Annotated in this window: 14 protein-coding genes, 2 tRNA genes, 1 rRNA gene and 3 riboswitches; of the genes, 2 read left to right on the top strand and 15 right to left on the bottom strand. The window is 43.7% G+C overall.

Annotated features, from left to right (window positions below):
- Window positions 1-140: 140 nt before the first annotated feature.
- The 6 genes from purC to MOJ78_RS02075 all read right to left on the bottom strand — a co-directional run bounded on the left by purC (window position 141) and on the right by MOJ78_RS02075 (window position 4877).
- Window positions 141-845 carry a phosphoribosylaminoimidazolesuccinocarboxamide synthase gene (purC, locus tag MOJ78_RS02100; RefSeq protein ID WP_304979576.1) on the bottom strand — a complete coding sequence of 235 codons (705 nt, stop codon included), beginning with the start codon at window positions 843-845 and terminating at the stop codon, window positions 141-143.
- Window positions 846-875: 30 nt separating this feature from the next.
- A complete protein-coding gene (gene purB, locus MOJ78_RS02095; RefSeq protein ID WP_304979575.1) occupies window positions 876-2171 on the bottom strand; it encodes an adenylosuccinate lyase in 1296 nt (431 codons plus the stop codon).
- On the bottom strand, window positions 2168-3319 hold the full coding sequence (gene purK / locus MOJ78_RS02090; RefSeq protein WP_304979574.1) for a 5-(carboxyamino)imidazole ribonucleotide synthase: 1152 nt from the start codon (window positions 3317-3319) through the stop codon (window positions 2168-2170). The genes purB and purK overlap by 4 nt, the downstream gene beginning before the upstream one ends.
- Window positions 3316-3804 carry a 5-(carboxyamino)imidazole ribonucleotide mutase gene (gene purE, locus MOJ78_RS02085; protein WP_304979573.1) on the bottom strand — a complete coding sequence of 163 codons (489 nt, stop codon included), beginning with the start codon at window positions 3802-3804 and terminating at the stop codon, window positions 3316-3318. The genes purK and purE overlap by 4 nt, the downstream gene beginning before the upstream one ends.
- Before the next feature lie 160 nt (window positions 3805-3964).
- Window positions 3965-4067: riboswitch (purine riboswitch) on the bottom strand.
- A 75-nt stretch (window positions 4068-4142) separates the two neighbouring features.
- Window positions 4143-4343 (bottom strand): NETI motif-containing protein, encoded by a 201-nt coding sequence (locus tag MOJ78_RS02080; RefSeq protein ID WP_304979572.1) that lies wholly within the window; start codon window positions 4341-4343, stop codon window positions 4143-4145.
- A gap of 6 nt (window positions 4344-4349) precedes the next feature.
- Complete coding sequence (locus MOJ78_RS02075) at window positions 4350-4877, bottom strand: DUF2179 domain-containing protein (RefSeq protein ID WP_304981161.1); 528 nt, start codon at window positions 4875-4877, stop codon at window positions 4350-4352.
- Window positions 4878-5085: 208 nt separating this feature from the next.
- Here MOJ78_RS02075 and MOJ78_RS02070 point away from each other — a divergent pair, with 208 nt between their 5' ends.
- Both MOJ78_RS02070 and MOJ78_RS02065 read left to right on the top strand, forming a co-directional pair.
- Window positions 5086-5532: a hypothetical protein gene (locus tag MOJ78_RS02070; RefSeq protein WP_304979571.1), complete on the top strand. Its 447-nt coding sequence runs from the start codon at window positions 5086-5088 to the stop codon at window positions 5530-5532.
- Between the two features lie 32 nt (window positions 5533-5564).
- On the top strand, window positions 5565-5741 hold the full coding sequence (locus tag MOJ78_RS02065) for a hypothetical protein (protein WP_304979570.1): 177 nt from the start codon (window positions 5565-5567) through the stop codon (window positions 5739-5741).
- Window positions 5742-5872: 131 nt separating this feature from the next.
- On the opposite strand, the gene MOJ78_RS02060 is transcribed toward MOJ78_RS02065, so the two are convergent.
- From MOJ78_RS02060 to MOJ78_RS02020, 9 genes are all read right to left on the bottom strand, one after another.
- Window positions 5873-5948: transfer RNA gene (locus MOJ78_RS02060), tRNA-Ala, on the bottom strand.
- A gap of 23 nt (window positions 5949-5971) precedes the next feature.
- Window positions 5972-6048: transfer RNA gene (locus tag MOJ78_RS02055), tRNA-Ile, on the bottom strand.
- Window positions 6049-6246: 198 nt separating this feature from the next.
- Window positions 6247-7797: ribosomal RNA gene (locus MOJ78_RS02050) — 16S ribosomal RNA — on the bottom strand.
- A gap of 924 nt (window positions 7798-8721) precedes the next feature.
- A complete protein-coding gene (locus MOJ78_RS02045) occupies window positions 8722-10017 on the bottom strand; it encodes an NCS2 family permease (RefSeq protein WP_304979569.1) in 1296 nt (431 codons plus the stop codon).
- A gap of 224 nt (window positions 10018-10241) precedes the next feature.
- A riboswitch (purine riboswitch) is annotated at window positions 10242-10343 on the bottom strand.
- Between the two features lie 115 nt (window positions 10344-10458).
- The gene (guaA, locus tag MOJ78_RS02040; RefSeq protein ID WP_304979568.1) at window positions 10459-11997 is read right to left on the bottom strand and encodes a glutamine-hydrolyzing GMP synthase; all 1539 of its coding nucleotides are present in this window, start codon (window positions 11995-11997) and stop codon (window positions 10459-10461) included.
- A gap of 107 nt (window positions 11998-12104) precedes the next feature.
- A riboswitch (purine riboswitch) is annotated at window positions 12105-12206 on the bottom strand.
- 109 nt (window positions 12207-12315) lie between these two features.
- A complete protein-coding gene (locus tag MOJ78_RS02035; RefSeq protein WP_304979567.1) occupies window positions 12316-14529 on the bottom strand; it encodes a DUF4129 domain-containing transglutaminase family protein in 2214 nt (737 codons plus the stop codon).
- Window positions 14516-15781, bottom strand: a complete 1266-nt coding sequence (locus MOJ78_RS02030) for a DUF58 domain-containing protein (RefSeq protein WP_304979566.1) — start codon at window positions 15779-15781, stop codon at window positions 14516-14518. The genes MOJ78_RS02035 and MOJ78_RS02030 overlap by 14 nt, the downstream gene beginning before the upstream one ends.
- Window positions 15778-16752 carry an AAA family ATPase gene (locus MOJ78_RS02025; protein WP_304979565.1) on the bottom strand — a complete coding sequence of 325 codons (975 nt, stop codon included), beginning with the start codon at window positions 16750-16752 and terminating at the stop codon, window positions 15778-15780. The genes MOJ78_RS02030 and MOJ78_RS02025 overlap by 4 nt, the downstream gene beginning before the upstream one ends.
- A 542-nt stretch (window positions 16753-17294) precedes the next feature.
- Window positions 17295-17498 carry a hypothetical protein gene (locus tag MOJ78_RS02020; RefSeq protein ID WP_304979564.1) on the bottom strand — a complete coding sequence of 68 codons (204 nt, stop codon included), beginning with the start codon at window positions 17496-17498 and terminating at the stop codon, window positions 17295-17297.
- Window positions 17499-17620 lie beyond the last annotated feature (122 nt).

Here is a 17620-nt window from a genome sequence, read left to right as displayed (position 1 = left end):
ACTGCTTTCCGTGTAAAATGAGACTTCATTCGATAGCAAAAATTGCGAAATTCAGAAATTATCTGCGAAGATCAAAAATTAACTGCGAAACTGTTAAATCTACCAATCGATCTTGCCAGAAACGCTTCTTCGAGACTGCTTTACGTCAATCTCTCTAACAACTGCCCGTACGTCTCAGTCAAACTTCCAAGATTCCTTCGAAAGACGTCTTTATCAAGCTTTTGCTTCGTTTCAGAATCCCACAGGCGGCATGTATCTGGTGAAATTTCATCAGCCAGAAGGACTTCACCATCCGAATCAATTCCGAATTCGAGCTTAAAGTCGATCAGATCGATATTGAGTGCTTTAAAATAAGGCACCAATACGTCATTCACAGCTAATCCCTTCTGTCGCAGCAAGGAAAGTTCTGTCTCCTCGACGAGTCCAAGGATACGGATGTGGTCCTTCGTCAACAGTGGATCGCCGAGATCATCATTTTTGTAGTAAAACTCAACGATTGGCTCCGGAAGCACTTCCCCTTCTTCCATGCCAAGGCGTTTGGCGAGTGAGCCTGCTGCGACGTTCCGGACGACCACTTCAAGCGGAATGATCTGAACATTTTTCACCAGCTGCTCAGTGTCCGAAAGCTTTTTTATAAAATGTGACTCAATCCCTTTATCGTGAAGCACTTCAAACAATAGGGATGAAATGACGTTATTCAGCTTCCCTTTGCCATCGATGGTTGACTTCTTCTCACCGTTGAATGCGGTTGCTTCATCCTTGTATTCGATCCAAACAACCTCCGGATCAGACGTTTCGTATATGTGTTTCGCCTTCCCCTCATAAAGCAGTGCTCGTTTCTCCATTTATGCTCCTCCTTCAGATCGATCAAGTCGTTATTCTAATCCAACACGTTTAAAAAGGTTGTCAACTTCCTTCATGTGATGGTTGTAATCAAAGCAATCATCGATTTCATCTGCTGTCAGCATTTCTGTGATGCGTGGCTCCGCTTCGACTAATTCTCTGAACTGGATGCCCTTTTCCCATGCTTCCATGGTTTTCGGCTGGACGAGGTCATATGCTTCCTCACGACTTAAGCCTTTATCAACAAGTGATAACAGCACGCGCTGCGAGTAAATCAACCCGTATGTGCGGGACATGTTCCGCTTCATGTTTTCCGGATAGACCGTCAAATTTTTCACGATGTTCGAGAACCTGTTCAGCATGTAATTCAGTAGGCTCGTGCTGTCTGGAATGATGATCCGTTCTGCTGAAGAGTGTGAAATATCACGCTCATGCCATAGCGCTACGTTTTCCATCGATGTCACCATATGTCCACGAATGACTCGTGCTAACCCTGTCATGTTTTCCGATCCGACCGGATTACGCTTATGCGGCATAGCGGATGAACCTTTTTGACCCTTTGCGAAAAACTCTTCGACCTCACGTGTTTCGCTTTTCTGAAGTCCGCGAATTTCCGTTGCGAACTTTTCAATTGAAGTTGCGATCAAGGCCAACGTCGACATGTAATGTGCATGGCGATCACGCTGTAACGTTTGTGTTGAGATCGGTGCACGGTTAAGGCCAAGCTGTTCACATACATATTGCTCGACAAACGGCGGGATGTTCGCGAACGTACCGACAGCTCCCGAAAGCTTTCCGTAACGTATTCCTTCTGCCGCCTGTTTAAATCGCTCAAGATTTCGCTTCATTTCCTCATACCAGAGGGCAATCTTCAATCCGAAGGTCGTCGGCTCGGCATGAACACCGTGCGTACGTCCCATCATCACCGTATATTTATGCTCCTGTGCTTTTTCCTTTAAAACCTCTACAAACCGTTCAATGTCCTCTAGTAAAATATCGTTCGCTTGATGGATCAAATGTGAAAGAGCCGTATCCACGACATCTGTGGACGTCAGCCCGTAATGGACCCATTTTCGTTCCTCACCTAACGTTTCCGACACTGCTCTTGTAAAAGCAACGACATCATGGCGAGTTTGTTCTTCGATTTCATGGATCCGATTTACGTCAAACGAAGCCTTTTCACGGAGCTTCACGACATCCTGTTTCGGAATGTCCCCAAGCTCAGCCCACGCTTCACAAGCAAGGATTTCTACCTCAAGCCAAGCTTTGAATTTGTTTTCCTCAGTCCAAATTTCTCGCATTTCAGGTCGTGTATAACGTTCAATCATTTAACTTCCTCCAGGATATGTTTTTGTAGGTTCTTCGCGATGGTTTCAGCCTTTTCCACTGCAGCATTCAATGAATCGTCGATGATCGTAAAATGCCCCATCTTCCGCTTTTTCTTCGCTTCTTTTTTTTCGTAAAGGTGGAGATGGACATTATCGAACAGTGGTGCAACGTTTAATATGTGATGCGCTTCTTCTCCCAATAGGTTGACCATTACGCTCGGCTTTACTAAAGTCGGTTTTCCAAGCTTCCACCCGCAAATCGCTCGAATGTGTTGTTGGAATTGAGAGAATACGCAGCCTTCAATCGTATAATGTCCTGAATTGTGCGGCCTCGGCGCAAGTTCGTTAATGTAAATACCCGAGTCGTCCGTTAAGAACATTTCCACGGCTAACGTCCCAACCAGATCTAATCCATCAGCAATTTGGATCGCAAGGGATCGTGCCTTTTCAATACTTTCATCTGAAATTCTAGCCGGTACAACCGATTCATATAAAATGCTATCGCGGTGAATGTTCTCTGCGACAGGGAAGGTCTCGACGTCTCCATATACATTCCGTGCAACAATGACTGAGATTTCTTTGATAAACGAAATCTTTTCCTCTAAAACACATGGTGTCCCGCCTTCAATCAATTGATGAGCGAGTTCGATATGTTCCGGAGTATCAAGGACGACTTGTCCTTTCCCATCATAGCCACCTCTTATTGTTTTTAAAATCGACGGATAACCGATTTTCCTAAGTGCCGTATTGAGTTGTGCCTCGTTTGAAACGAGTTCATAAGGTGCCACTTTCACGCCAATCGCCTCAAGCGTCGCCTTTTCCTCTGCACGGTTCTGTGTCACTTTCAACAAGTTGCTCCCTTGTGGAAGGTGGTGGTTTTCTTCAAGCCAGCGTGCTGTATCAAGATCGACATTTTCAAACTCATACGTGATGACGTCGCTTACTTCAGCAAGTTTATTTCGCGCTTCCTCACTCGCATAATCGCCAACAATTTCAATGTCCGCCAGCAATCCACAAGGTGAGCCTTTCGTTGGATCCACGGTTGCAATTTTAAAGCCCATTTCTTTGGCCGCAATCGCCATCATCCGCCCAAGCTGTCCGCCTCCTAAAATTCCGATCGTTTGAGGGGGTACAATTGGTTTCGTCATTTCAAGTCACCACTGCTTTCGATTACTTTTTGTCGACGTTCTTCTTGACGTTTTTGGAGAGCGGAGGCAACCTTTTCCATAGTCGTTCCCAAAATTTGTGCTGCGAGTAATCCCGCGTTCGTTGCTCCTGCTTTTCCGATCGCAACCGTCGCCACCGGAACTCCGCCAGGCATTTGCACGATTGAAAGTAAGGAGTCTAGTCCGTTTAACGCTTTCGATTGAACCGGAACACCGATGACAGGCAATGTCGTCTTAGCAGCTACCATTCCAGGTAAGTGCGCTGCTCCTCCCGCTCCGGCAACAATCACCATTATGCCTCGTCCTCTTGCTTGTTCTGCATATTCAAACATAAGATCTGGAGTACGGTGTGCGGATACAACCTTTTTTTCATACGGGATTTCTAACTCATCCAACACATCACACGTATGTCTCATCGTCTCCCAGTCCGACGTACTTCCCATGATTACGCCAACTAACGGTTCCATCTCTCCACCAAGCCTTTCGTCGTTTATGTGTTAAATTCCATTTTTTATTTAATTTACTTCATAAAAATAGCCCAGGATTTATATATACCTCTCTCCTTGGACATGAGAAAGCACAATAAATCCCGGGCATCGCTCCAATCAAATACTTTCTTAAGTGAGCAAACCGATCGCTTTCCCTCATAGTCCGACAATTTTACGGTTGTCAGGTAGAAACTTATGGGCCATATTCCCAAGATTATATGAGGATTGCTGTTTCTTTTATATTGTAACAACGGAAAAACGCCTGTGTCAACGAAAAATCGAACATTGTAAATATTTTCGTTACTAATGTTCGTGTTTTACTGTAATTCGCCTTCAAATATGATCCTTTGCCGTAGATGTTCTACCTCTTTCTTACCATTTTGCTTCACTTCCTGAAAGACTGGCTCTTCCATTCTTCGGACAGGCACATATCCTTCCTGCCTCATTCGCTTGAGGCAATCGCCAATCTCTTCGTTTTCCAATACTTCAAATTTCTTTTTCTTCGGCTTCTTGTCCATCTAGCCCTACCTCCGAATAGCTTTGACCCAGAACCCGCCGTAAAAGGCTTTTGGTTCATGGGAAATCATGAACGCTTTTGGATCAAGTGCTTTTACATTATTGTATAGATCATGTTCAGATTTTCTAGAGGTTAAGATTTCCATCATCAATCGCGGACCTTCACGGCCGTCTGCAAGCCAATGTGTAACACCGTAACCACGATTCCGCAATGAATTTGGAATATCGGATTCAAACTCCTTCGTGATTACATTAACGGTAATATAGCCTAAAGCAAGCTTTTCCTCAATTTTCATTCCAACGATAACACCAAGACCATAACCAATCGCATAGGCAATCAAGTTCTGGATCTCATTCAGGTTATCCAATACAATGCCCAATCCGATAACATAAACAACAACCTCAAAGACACTGGTAATCGCTGCAAGATAGCGTTGTCCTTTCAGTGTTAAGATCATTCGGACCGTAAAAAACGATACATAAACAACATTGATGATCAGTATGATTGCAATTAATGAAAAACTGTTTTCAAGCATGGCCATCCAACCCTCCAAGGCTGCTTTTAAATTTTGATTGTTCCTAGCATAGCACGAAACTAATCGAAAGAAAAAGAATGGAAATATTAAGAATTTTCAAGGGGGTAAATTCCCAATTTTAAAGAGGAATTTCATTCTCAACACCATGAATTACCGATATTTGGTATAATAAAATATATAGTAGAAGAAAACGTTTTGGAGGTGTGCAATGAAAGCTTCGTTCTTAACAGGAGTTTCAGTGTTGTTGCTATTCATTTTAACTGCCTGTGGAAGTTCACAACAATCGAGTTCTTTTACTTTTGAGGATATCGGAGACCAAGCTTATGAGACCGTTGCAGGTGAACATTCGGATGAATGGACAATTATTGAAGATGGGGAAAATGTCGGAACACTCACGTATATCGGTACAGACTATTTCAATGAACATGTCATACCGAATTTTGAAGGTGGCCTGCATCAAGACCAAATCATGAGTGACTGGCATAATGAGCAAACACGATTTGTTATCGAGCATATTAAATCCATGGACGTCATCCAACGCTTTTACTTCATCTATCCAGTTGACGAAACACACTCCTACATGCTTACCCTCCACACCCCGACACTTGAAAAAGAAGAAATCATGAGATTAGCACAATCCTTCAGATTTGATTAAAAAAGGTCACATTAAAGAGAGGGGTTACCATTATGATTTGGTTACTATTACTCGTTCCATTATGTATTGTGATTGGGATCGCCTTGTACTTTGATAAAAAGAATGGAGCGAAGGCACCCGATGTCAATCAAGGACAAAACCAACCCACACAAGATAAAAGCGATTACTACAATAGCCAACACGGCGGCGGCGACCATACCAATTTCTAATACGAGGAAACGAGTTAATCTCGTTTCTTCATTTTTATGCCAAAAACTGTTATCCGTGTGGTGGGACTTCCACTTTAAAAAACAATGTGTTTGAACACAAAAAAGCCTACCAACAGATGTTAATAGGTTAATGGTGGAGCCTAGCGGGATCGAACCGCTGACCTCCTGCGTGCAAGGCAGGCGCTCTCCCAGCTGAGCTAAGGCCCCGAAATATTTGGTTGTAATGTAAATGGTGGGCCTAAGTGGACTCGAACCACCGACCTCACGCTTATCAGGCGTGCGCTCTAACCAGCTGAGCTATAGGCCCAAACAAATCTTTTTAATAAAAAGCTCATTCAAAACTGAACATGGCAACTACTCGAAAAACTCCTTGCTGCCATGCGCCGAGGAAGCCCCCTTCAAAGCATTGCTTACAGACGCAGGTGCAAAAGCACTTCTATTGAATAAAGCTCATTCAAAACTGAACAAAAGCTCAAGACGTGTATGTCCTAAAAGGACTCCTTAGAAAGGAGGTGATCCAGCCGCACCTTCCGATACGGCTACCTTGTTACGACTTCACCCCAATCATCTGTCCCACCTTCGGCGGCTGGTTCCAAAAGGTTACCCCACCGACTTCGGGTGTTACAAACTCTCGTGGTGTGACGGGCGGTGTGTACAAGGCCCGGGAACGTATTCACCGCGGCATGCTGATCCGCGATTACTAGCAATTCCGGCTTCATGCAGGCGAGTTGCAGCCTGCAATCCGAACTGAGAATGGCTTTATGGGATTCGCTCAACCTCGCGGTTTTGCTGCCCTTTGTACCATCCATTGTAGCACGTGTGTAGCCCAGGTCATAAGGGGCATGATGATTTGACGTCGTCCCCACCTTCCTCCGGTTTGTCACCGGCAGTCACCTTAGAGTGCCCAACTGAATGCTGGCAACTAAGATCAAGGGTTGCGCTCGTTGCGGGACTTAACCCAACATCTCACGACACGAGCTGACGACAACCATGCACCACCTGTCACTTCGTCCCCCGAAGGGGAACCTTCTATCTCTAGAAGTAGCGAAGGATGTCAAGACCTGGTAAGGTTCTTCGCGTTGCTTCGAATTAAACCACATGCTCCACTGCTTGTGCGGGCCCCCGTCAATTCCTTTGAGTTTCAACCTTGCGGTCGTACTCCCCAGGCGGAGTGCTTAATGTGTTAACGTCAGCACTGAGGGTGGAACCCCCCAACACCTAGCACTCATCGTTTACGGCGTGGACTACCAGGGTATCTAATCCTGTTTGCTCCCCACGCTTTCGCGCCTCAGCGTCAGTTACTGGCCAGAGAGCCGCCTTCGCCACTGGTGTTCCTCCACATATCTACGCATTTCACCGCTACACGTGGAATTCCACTCTCCTCTCCAGTACTCAAGTCCCCCAGTTTCCAATGACCCTCCACGGTTGAGCCGTGGGCTTTCACATCAGACTTAAGAGACCGCCTGCGCGCGCTTTACGCCCAATAATTCCGGACAACGCTTGCCACCTACGTATTACCGCGGCTGCTGGCACGTAGTTAGCCGTGGCTTTCTGGTCAGGTACCGTCAAGGTACCGCCCTGTTCGAACGGTACTTGTTCTTCCCTGACAACAGAGTTTTACGACCCGAAGGCCTTCCTCACTCACGCGGCGTTGCTCGGTCAGACTTTCGTCCATTGCCGAAGATTCCCTACTGCTGCCTCCCGTAGGAGTCTGGGCCGTGTCTCAGTCCCAGTGTGGCCGATCACCCTCTCAGGTCGGCTACGCATCGTCGCCTTGGTGAGCCCTTACCTCACCAACTAGCTAATGCGCCGCGGGCCCATCTGTAAGTGATAGCCGAAGCCATCTTTTATCTTCCCCCTATGCAGAGAGAAAAGTTATCCGGTATTAGCCCCGGTTTCCCGGAGTTATCCCAGTCTTACAGGCAGGTTGCCCACGTGTTACTCACCCGTCCGCCGCTAACCTCAAAGGAGCAAGCTCCTCGTTGGTTCGCTCGACTTGCATGTATTAGGCACGCCGCCAGCGTTCGTCCTGAGCCAGGATCAAACTCTCCAATAAAGTTGAAGTTTGATTTGCTCATTAAATGTAAATCGAAATTGATTAGGGTTCTTAATAAAAAGACCCATTTTCACGCTTGGCTTTTGTTCAGTTTTCAAAGAGCTTCATGTGCAACTGTTTTGTCAACAGCGACGTTTATTAATATAACACCTTATAAAATATCGGTCAACACTATCTTTCAAAAAATATATAGAAAGGCAGGATTTTTCTACCTTCTTAACATAATAGAAAGGATTTTGTAGATTTTTGATGAATAGTTTCATAGTAATATAGTTGCATGAAGGATGGGGGACAACCTATGTATCGTATCTTATATTTTCTAATATTCCTACTCTCCTTTTACGGGTTCCTTCAACTGATTAAGTTGGTATTTACCCTGTTTGTACCATGGAGCATCATGTCTGACCTTGTACATATTTGTTTTGCGATAGTAATGGGGGTTCCATTTGCTTCTTTTGTAGCGGGAAGACTCACTCCCATGAAGCTGAAAAGGTAGCCTGAAAATCAGGCTGCTTTTCAGTTTGACTACTTAAAACATTCAATTTTGTGAGTAAAACCTTCCCTAAAGTCATTTTTGCTTAAATTAGGAGATGAAACCTACGACCAATCGAAGGTTTTTATACGTTTAAACGTGAATATTACAGTTCATAAACAGTAATTCAACCATTTGACTCGATATATCAACCACGGAACCCGATATATCGACCACGAAATTTGTTATATCAACCACGGAGTACGATATATCGACCACGCATGGCACTTTTTTACTAACACTACTTTTTTAAAAGAAAACTCGGTGATTGCAGAGCCTTTAGGCTAAAGCAGATTCGCAATTACCTTTTTACTTGAGAACGTATTTCTTAACGTGGAACAAAAAAATTCCGACAGCCTCTTTTAGGGCTGCCGGAAATCCTAAACTATCTCTTATGCTAAGAATGCGAAGTACAAAATAAAGATTCCGAACAAGAAATACATAAGCGGGTGTACGGATTTCCCATTCCCTTTTACGATCATAGTGATTGGGTAGAGAATGAACCCTAATGCAATACCTGTTGCAATGCTATACGTCAGTGGCATTGATACAATTGTTAAAAACGCTGGGACCGCAATCTCAAACCGTTTCCAATCGATGTTCCCTAAAACGGATGCCATCAACACGCCGACAATGATCAATACAGGTGCCGTAACAGATGGTGTCACGACTGCCAGTAAAGGAGAAAACAACAAGGCGAGTACAAAGAATCCCGCTGTTACAACTGACGTGAAGCCTGTCCGGCCGCCAGCGGCAACTCCTGAAGACGATTCGATATAAGCTGTAGTCGTTGACGTTCCTAAAATCGATCCAAAAACAATCGCAGAGGAATCGGCCAACAAAGCACGTCCTGCTCTAGGAAGCTTATTATCCTTAACAAATCCTGCTTGAGTCGCAACTGCCATCAATGTTCCAGCCGTATCGAAAAAGGAAACGAATAAGAACGTCAGGACGACGACAATCAAATCAAGTGTGACAATTTCATCAACATGCATAATCGCTTGTCCAAATATAGGATCAAGGCTCGGTACTGAACTGACAATCGCTCCTGGAAGAGGGATGACCTGGAAAATGACTCCAACAATCGCAGTCAATACCATTCCATAAAAGATACCGCCTTTAACGCCACGCACCATTAATACGATAACCGCAATTAATCCAAAGATTGCAAGAAGAGTGCTAGCTTTTGTCAAATCGCCCAATTGAACGAGCGTTGCTTCATTGTTTGTAACAATTCCCGCATTTTTCAATCCGATAAATGCAATGAACAACCCGATACCAGATGCAGTTGCATATTTAAGATCCTGTGGAATCGCATTGATGATCGCTTCACGTATTTTCAATAGTGTGATCGCAACAAAGATAAGTCCAGATACGAGAACACCAGCAAGAGCTGTTTGCCAAGGGATTCCCATCACCATAACGACGGAATACGTAAAGAATGCATTTAATCCCATACCAGGTGCCAATGCGATCGGATAGTTCGCTATTACACCCATGAGTATCGTTCCGATTGCAGCAGCCAATGCTGTTGCAACGAAAACGGCCCCCTTATCCATCCCCGCCTCACCAAGAATTTGCGGATTTACAAATAAAATGTAGGCCATTGATAAAAATGTAGTCAAACCAGCAATGAATTCTTTACGGTATGTTGTTCCATGTTCGTTGAAACCAAAAAAACGTTTCATTTTCCCCACTCCCCTTTAATGTAAACTTGGTATGGCCAAGCCTTGGCGTAGGCTAGCCTTAGGTGCACTTGTACTGTAGAAAGTATTTTTATACTTTCTATACGTGAATAATGATTTCTCTCTTATCCACCACAAAAGAAAAAGCCTCAGGTGAGCTACCTGAAGCTTAAGACAACAAAGTTAAATAATAAGGGGACCGGTACTAATACTTTACACGGGGTCCATCCATTTTATTCATCCTTCGTAGTCAAGCTATTTAAGGTAGCCTGGTAGAAACTTTCGGGCCATATTCCCGAATTTATACGTGGATTGATCAGTATTCTTTTAAAAACATGTCCCAAAACGTAACGTTCTGAACATCCATCATCAGTGTAAATGTGTTCTGTCTGTTCGTCAAGGAAAACACGAACATTTATATTGGAAATTTATGCGAACGTTCGATTATTCCCATTCGATTGTTGAAGGCGGCTTAGAAGTAATGTCATACACGATTCGATTGACGTGATCAACCTCATTGACAATCCGAGTAGAGATCAGTTCAAGAACATCCCAAGGAATACGCGCCCAATCGGAGGTCATACCATCTATGGACGTAACTGCACGGATTCCAACGGTATAATCGTACGTCCTCGCATCCCCCATCACACCGACACTCCGCATGTTCGGTAGAGCCGTGAAGTATTGCCAGATTTCCCGATCGAGTCCGGCATTTTTAATTTCTTCCCGTAAAATCGCATCCGAATCACGAACAATTTTCAGTTTTTCATCGGTAATCTCTCCAAGCACTCGAATACCGAGACCTGGACCTGGGAAAGGCTGACGCCATACGATTTCATCCGGTAAACCTAGCTCAGTTCCAACTTTACGAACCTCATCCTTAAATAACGTGTTAAGCGGCTCAATCAGCTTGAACTGCATATCTTCAGGAAGTCCACCCACATTGTGGTGGGATTTGATTGTTTGAGCAGTGTCGGTTCCACTTTCAATAATATCCGTATAAAGGGTGCCTTGGGCAAGGTAGTCGATCCCTTCTAGCTTAGCGGCTTCTTCATCAAATACATAAATGAATTCGTTTCCGATGATCTTTCGTTTCTGCTCAGGATCACTTACCCCTTCTAGCTTGCCTAGGAATCGGTCCTTCGCTTCAATTTTAATCACGTTCATATTGAATGAGTCTCCGAACGTCTTCATTACACTATCGGCTTCTCCCTTACGAAGTAAGCCGTGATCGACGAACATACAAATCAATTGATCACCGACCGCTTTATGGATCAAAGCCGCAACGACGGATGAATCGACTCCACCGCTTAATGCACACAGCACCTTCTGATCACCAACAGTGCTGCGAATTTTCTCAATTTCGTCTTCGATAAAATTCTCCATCGACCAAATTGCTTCACATTGACAAATATCGATGACAAAATTCTTTAATAGCTCAATACCGTGCTCACTGTGTCGTACCTCTGGATGGAACTGTACGCCGTAAAGGTTACGGGAAGGATCACTCATTCCTGCGACCGGACAAGACGGGCTCGTTACATCAGTTTGGAAGCCTTCTGGCGGAGCAATGACGAGATCCCCATGACTCATCCAAACCGTTTGCTCTTCTGGGAGTCCTTGGTACAGGTCGTTTGTATTCCGAACGGCTAGCATTGCTTTTCCATATTCACGATGGTTCGCTTTTTCAACCTTACCACCGAAATGGTGCGTCATAAGCTGCATCCCATAACAAATACCGAGTACCGGGATTCCGAGATCGAAAATCTCCTCATCACAACGAGGAGAATCCGAAGCGTAGGCACTGTTCGGTCCTCCGGAAAATATAATTCCCTTCGGATTAAGCTCTTTCACCTTTTCTGCAGTAATCTTGTGCGAATGCAGTTCACTATACACACCCAAGTCACGGATACGTCTTGCGATCAATTGGTTGTATTGTCCTCCAAAGTCAAGTACGAGAATCATTTCCTCAGTCGTATTCATAAAATCCACCCCTCTATTGATCTTTCCTAGTATAAGCATGTGCTTCCATCTACTTTTAAAAACAACAAAAAACGGAACCAGCACGAAGGCAGGGTCCCGTTTTTATGTATAACAGAGCCTGCCTTCATAGTCAGATCATTTACGGTGATCTGGTAGAAACATCCGGGCCCTATTCCCAGACATATATGAAGGAAGTAAAAATCATCCATATAATACTTTGCGCACTGATTTTAATGAAGCATTGATTCGTGCGAGTCGTATTTATACTGTCGTTTCGTGCAAAATATGGATTTATTCTAACAGGCGTCTGTCATGCGGTCAAGCACGTATCCTTTTAATTAAATTTTCCCACAATTCTTTCGTATCGCTCCAGTTGACAATGGTTTGCTGTTTTCCGTAGCGTGTGCGTTCATACTTTCTTGTCAACAGCTTCATATCCCCAGTATCTAAATAACGATCCACTTCTATCGCATATTCACGTAACGTTTGGTGAGGGTGCTTCTTCACGCCATATTGATGTAATAGCCAGAGCAACCGTTGATAGGCGTCATTAAATGTATGTTCATCTGCATGACGCTTTTGATACCGCCATAGGAAAAACTTGTTCAGCCATTTTTTACGTGTCAAGAATGCAATCACTGCTGCAATCAATAAAATTGAAACGACCGTGATCGCTGTCCACTTGAGCCAAGTTAACAGCATTTTCACATCGAACGGAAGACTAAATCCTGAAGTTCCACCTTCTTCAAGATTCTTCTCAGGGGTTTCCTTTTCCTCCTCTTCAACGGGAGTATCGATGTTTGTCTCTTCCTCTTCATAGTCATCAATAAAGTTAGGTAAATCTCTGAATCCTCTTGTCGGTTCGAACGGTACCCAACCTACACCTTCAAAGTAAACCTCTACCCAGGAGTGGGCATTCGAGTTCGTAATCTCATATTTCCGATCACCGTTCTCGAGGGTTCCGGCGTACTCACCCCTTGTAAAGCCTTTTACCCACCTTGTCGGGATGCCAACCGTACGAAGCATGACTGCCATTGAGGAGGAGAAGTTATCACAATAGCCTTGCTGCGTTTCAAAGAGAAACTGGGCTACATAATCCTCACCTCTCGCAGGGACGGCTACTTCTCTCGTGTCATAAGCGAAGCCTTCATCAGAAAAATATCGCTCCACAGCCTTTGCTTTTTCGTAAGGATTCGTTTTATCGGCAACAATCTCTTCAGTGAGCTTTTTGATTTCACCGGGTAAATTCTCTGGAAGCTGTAGATAGCGCGAAGTGATTTCCTCTGGATAGGATTGACCACTTGAACTTAGCATCGCTTCTGAAAATTCCGGATACTTATAATTCACCGTGTAATTTGGTATACCCGATGGACTCGCTTCTTCAAAGGTCATCAGCTTTCCTGTAACGGTGTTCAACTGCAGAATACGATCCTCTTCACTTTCAACCGATTGAATCTGACCTGGATACACGATAAATGGATAAAGGCCTTGTTTCAACACTTGGACATTTGCTGTCAATTCTTCCGTTCGAACGTTTTCATTATAGATGACAGCGTTCGGTGAATTTTGTGTAATGTTTTGCGAGTTTACCTCCTGGCTTGGTGGATCGGCCGGAGTTGTCTCCCAACCTAAGCCCGTATAAACCTCTTTCGATTCAACTCTCCAATAGTGAAGCTCTTCAACAGTTGTCATGAAAACAGGTGAATCGTCAAACACAAACGGTCCGCCGAGACGATTGTCATTTGTTCCGTAGCCAATCTTTTTAATCCCATTTCCACCGCCGAGCCCTTCCCCTTCACCAGCCTGACTGCCTACCGCTGTAATAAACGGAACTGGATCCGGCCATTGAGGAGCCGCTTTTGGAGCTATATATCCAAGGACCGATGAAAACGAGATTAAGATGGCAAGCGGCACAATCCACATGAGCGGAAATCGACTGCGATACACCTTAAAGCCCTTCGATTCTATAATTCGAATAAACCGTAAAATCCCAAGCAGGACAAAGCCGATGATCACAGTTCGTACAATCGCGATGGATGCATCATAAGCGGTAAACGTATCCACAACTGTCACGTATAAAACGGTGATTAAAAAGAATAAAAAGATCCGTCGCGCTTGGATGAGCCAGTAATGCATCAAATAACTGATCAACCATAACAACACGAGAAATAAGAAGGTTCGGCTTAGTCCCGACATTGCCTCCCAATCTCGATCCAGTCCATGGACGAGGCTTCCCTTAAGGTCTTTAACCAAATAAACGACCCATTCAAGCTCGAAAAAGGAAACCGGAAAATAAATCGAATGTACGGCATAGCCGAGTGCAAGCAGCTTGATCGGGAACGCAATCCAAAACGAAAGCTGAAAATAAGACAACGTAAATAGAAATGCTGAAAACAGCACGAAAATAGATAGGTAATCCGTATCCGTAAATGTAGAAAGCGGGCGAAGCCACTCCCAGAATAATAGGAACCCGAGCATATACAGCAAGAAGGATCCGATCGAAAAGCCTTGTTCTTCATTAGCCCGAGGCATTGGTAACACCCGCCTTTATTATTTCGTTAAAGTCATCATAGAGAACCGGATAAACAACAATTTCACGACTACGCAATCGAGTTAATAGTTGCTTCTCTTCCTTCGATAACTGTTGTTTTTTCGGTAAATAAAAAAGCATCGTCTTGACCTGGTTTCCTGCCATTCGTTCAAGCGTATGGACAAATGCATCAGAAAGATCAGGACTGATAATGAGGACGGAGACCCCGCGAGACATTTCATGAACTTCCTTTTTCAAAATACTCGTGAGTGCTGTTCTTGTATTTGGCTGTATTCGTGCAAGGTGATACATAACCTTTGATTCAAAGTCCTGTCCTGAATGAAACGAAAATTCCGTATGATCCTTCGCTACCGTATGGAATTCAACTGAGGTTCCCTTGCTCACTGAATGCTTAAGAATCGATGCACAAAGTGATACTGCCCGTTCAAAAGTATCCTCCCCGTTCCGTTGGTAGCCCGGATGACTACCATCGAGGAACACGACAAAATCATCATTCCGTTGCGTTTCAAATACCTTTGTAATCAGCTTGTTCGAGCGTGCTGATGCTTTCCAATTCAACCAAGAAAGCTTATCTCCCGGAGTATAATCACGAATACTGACCGCAGAGGTGAAATCCTGCTGTGCCTGCTTTCCTGCACGCTTCATCCCAGATGGATGGGTTTCGAAAATATTCCACCCTGAAATCATCTGTGTCTTCGGAAAAACCTGGATCGTCTTTGTTTTAGGAATGTGGATTTTTTTTGAAATGAACCCGAACAAATCCCCCGTCTCGAGTGATATAGAGTTAAATTGATAAACACCCCTCGGAACTGGCTTTACGATATATTTATAGGAAATGTCCCTTTTAAAAAGCGGAAACAGTAGTGCCCGTGTTTCAGACTGGTAGTAGTCTCCATATTCTTTCGCTTGCTTCATAAAAGACGTAGGAAGTTCATCCTGTACAACGAGAAACAAGAGGGGAAGCGGTACTTTACTATGGAGTGAAATCGTAACCTCCATCGTATCCCCTGCAATAAAATGATCCTTTTGAACATGTCGTTCGACTGAAATGGCCGTTAAACGAAAGGCAACGATAAAAAATGTATAGACTACGAGAGGCACGACCGAGTAAAGCAAAAACCAGCTGACAAAACCACCTTGAAACATCGCATAGGAAAAAGAGCTGGCAAGTAATAATAGGATGCCAGCGATACCAAAAATCGTTCGATATCGAGCTATCCATTGTTTGATCATACTTTTTCTTCCCTTAAAACAGGTACGGTAGCACGTTCCAAGATCTCACTGATCACTTTTTCCGGTGTGTAGCCGTCAAAGCGTGCTTCCGGCTTGAGGATCACCCGGTGGCATAACACGTACGGTGCAAGATACTTAATATCATCTGGAACGACGTAGTCCCGGTTCAGTAACAATGCATATGCCTGTGCCGTTTTCATTAACGCAAGCGAGCCACGAGGACTTACCCCTAAGTAAATGCCGCTATGTTTTCGGGTGCGGCTGACGAGATCGATGATGTAATGCTTAACAGATTCCTCTACATATACATCCTTTACTTGCTCTTGGAGATCTAGCAGCTCTTCTAATTCAATCACAGCAGAAAGCTCGTGAATCGGGTGTTGTCGCTCGTTTCGTGATAAAACCTGCAACTCTTCATTCGCTGTCGGATAACCCATGTTTATTTTTAAAAGGAAACGATCCAATTGTGCTTCCGGAAGTGGATATGTCCCTTCGTATTCGATCGGGTTTTGTGTTGCCATGACGAAAAACGGGTCTGGTAATTTGTGCGTGATTCCGTCAACCGTTATACTTTGCTCTTCCATTGCTTCAAGTAAAGCAGACTGCGTTTTCGGAGACGTTCGATTGATTTCATCCGCAAGCACGATGTTCCCCATTAATGGGCCAGGACGAAATTCAAATTCTGATTCTTTCTGATTGAAGATCGATACACCGGTTAAATCTGATGGCAGTAAATCTGGTGTAAATTGAATCCGATTGAAGTTCGCGCCGATTGATTGTGCAATGGAACGAACCATCATCGTTTTTCCGACACCTGGAACATCCTCAAGCAATATGTGACCACTCGTAAGTAAAGCGACGATGCTTAGTTCAGTCGCTTCACGTTTCCCTACCATTACCTTTTCAACGTTATCTACTACTTTTTCTAATTGTGCATGATATTTTTCGTATCTTAGTTTGTTAGCTGACATCCTATCTTTCTCCCCCTTAAAAATCATCCCGCATTATTATTGAACCTCGAGTTGGTTTTTGTATTGTAAAGCTTGGTGCAAACGATTTCTTCTTGTATTCTATTAAATTCGAACTTTCTTGACAAAATCCTTGTTAGCACGTTAATAAAGTATAAATACTTTCTATAGTATAAGTGCAACTAAGGTATCGCCTGCGCGAAGCTTGTCGATAGCCAAGTTTTCTTTATTTGTAATTTTCACAATTAATTGTAGCATATTTCCAGAATTTTGGCTCTACGTTTGAGGGAATGAATTGGGTAAATGTTAGTCTGATTGTTTTTCAAAAACTTTTAACAAATGAAATATCTTCAGCAAAACTAAAATGCACAGCAAAAAGCAGGGATTGTTATCCCCGCTTTTCATAGGAGTAGTTTAGCCAGTACCTTTGAGAAAACAGTTTAATGTTGTCTCAAAAACAATATATGCTCCCAATTCTTTAAAGGTAAAGGCTTTATGACCAAATCACTGAAAATGAGACTCTTGCTGAGTCTCATTTTTTTGAATTATATGATGACCCCTCCAATATTTCGTGTAGGAATCCAAACTGTCCCAATTCCTCCCGAGCCACCTTGTCGGACTTCAACCCAATCTCTTCCTACCGCAGTGATAATTACATTTGTTAGTAGAAGATCCTCTGCACATATTACGAGCTCTGTCAACGGAATACCAATTAAAGTTCTTAAATATACCAATTTTGTGCTGGCCATGATTTCACCCCTTTTTTTTTAGTGAGTAATAAAACTATCACTCATTTATAAATATGAAAAAACAAGAGGAGTGTTTGGACAAACATACTGCTTGTACATAAAATGTGTATATATCCATTGGT

The organism is Alkalihalobacillus sp. AL-G (assembly GCF_030643805.1).
In the GTDB taxonomy this organism is placed as follows: Bacteria; Bacillota; Bacilli; order Bacillales; family Fictibacillaceae; genus Pseudalkalibacillus.
This window is presented reverse-complemented; position numbering and strand designations above follow the sequence as displayed.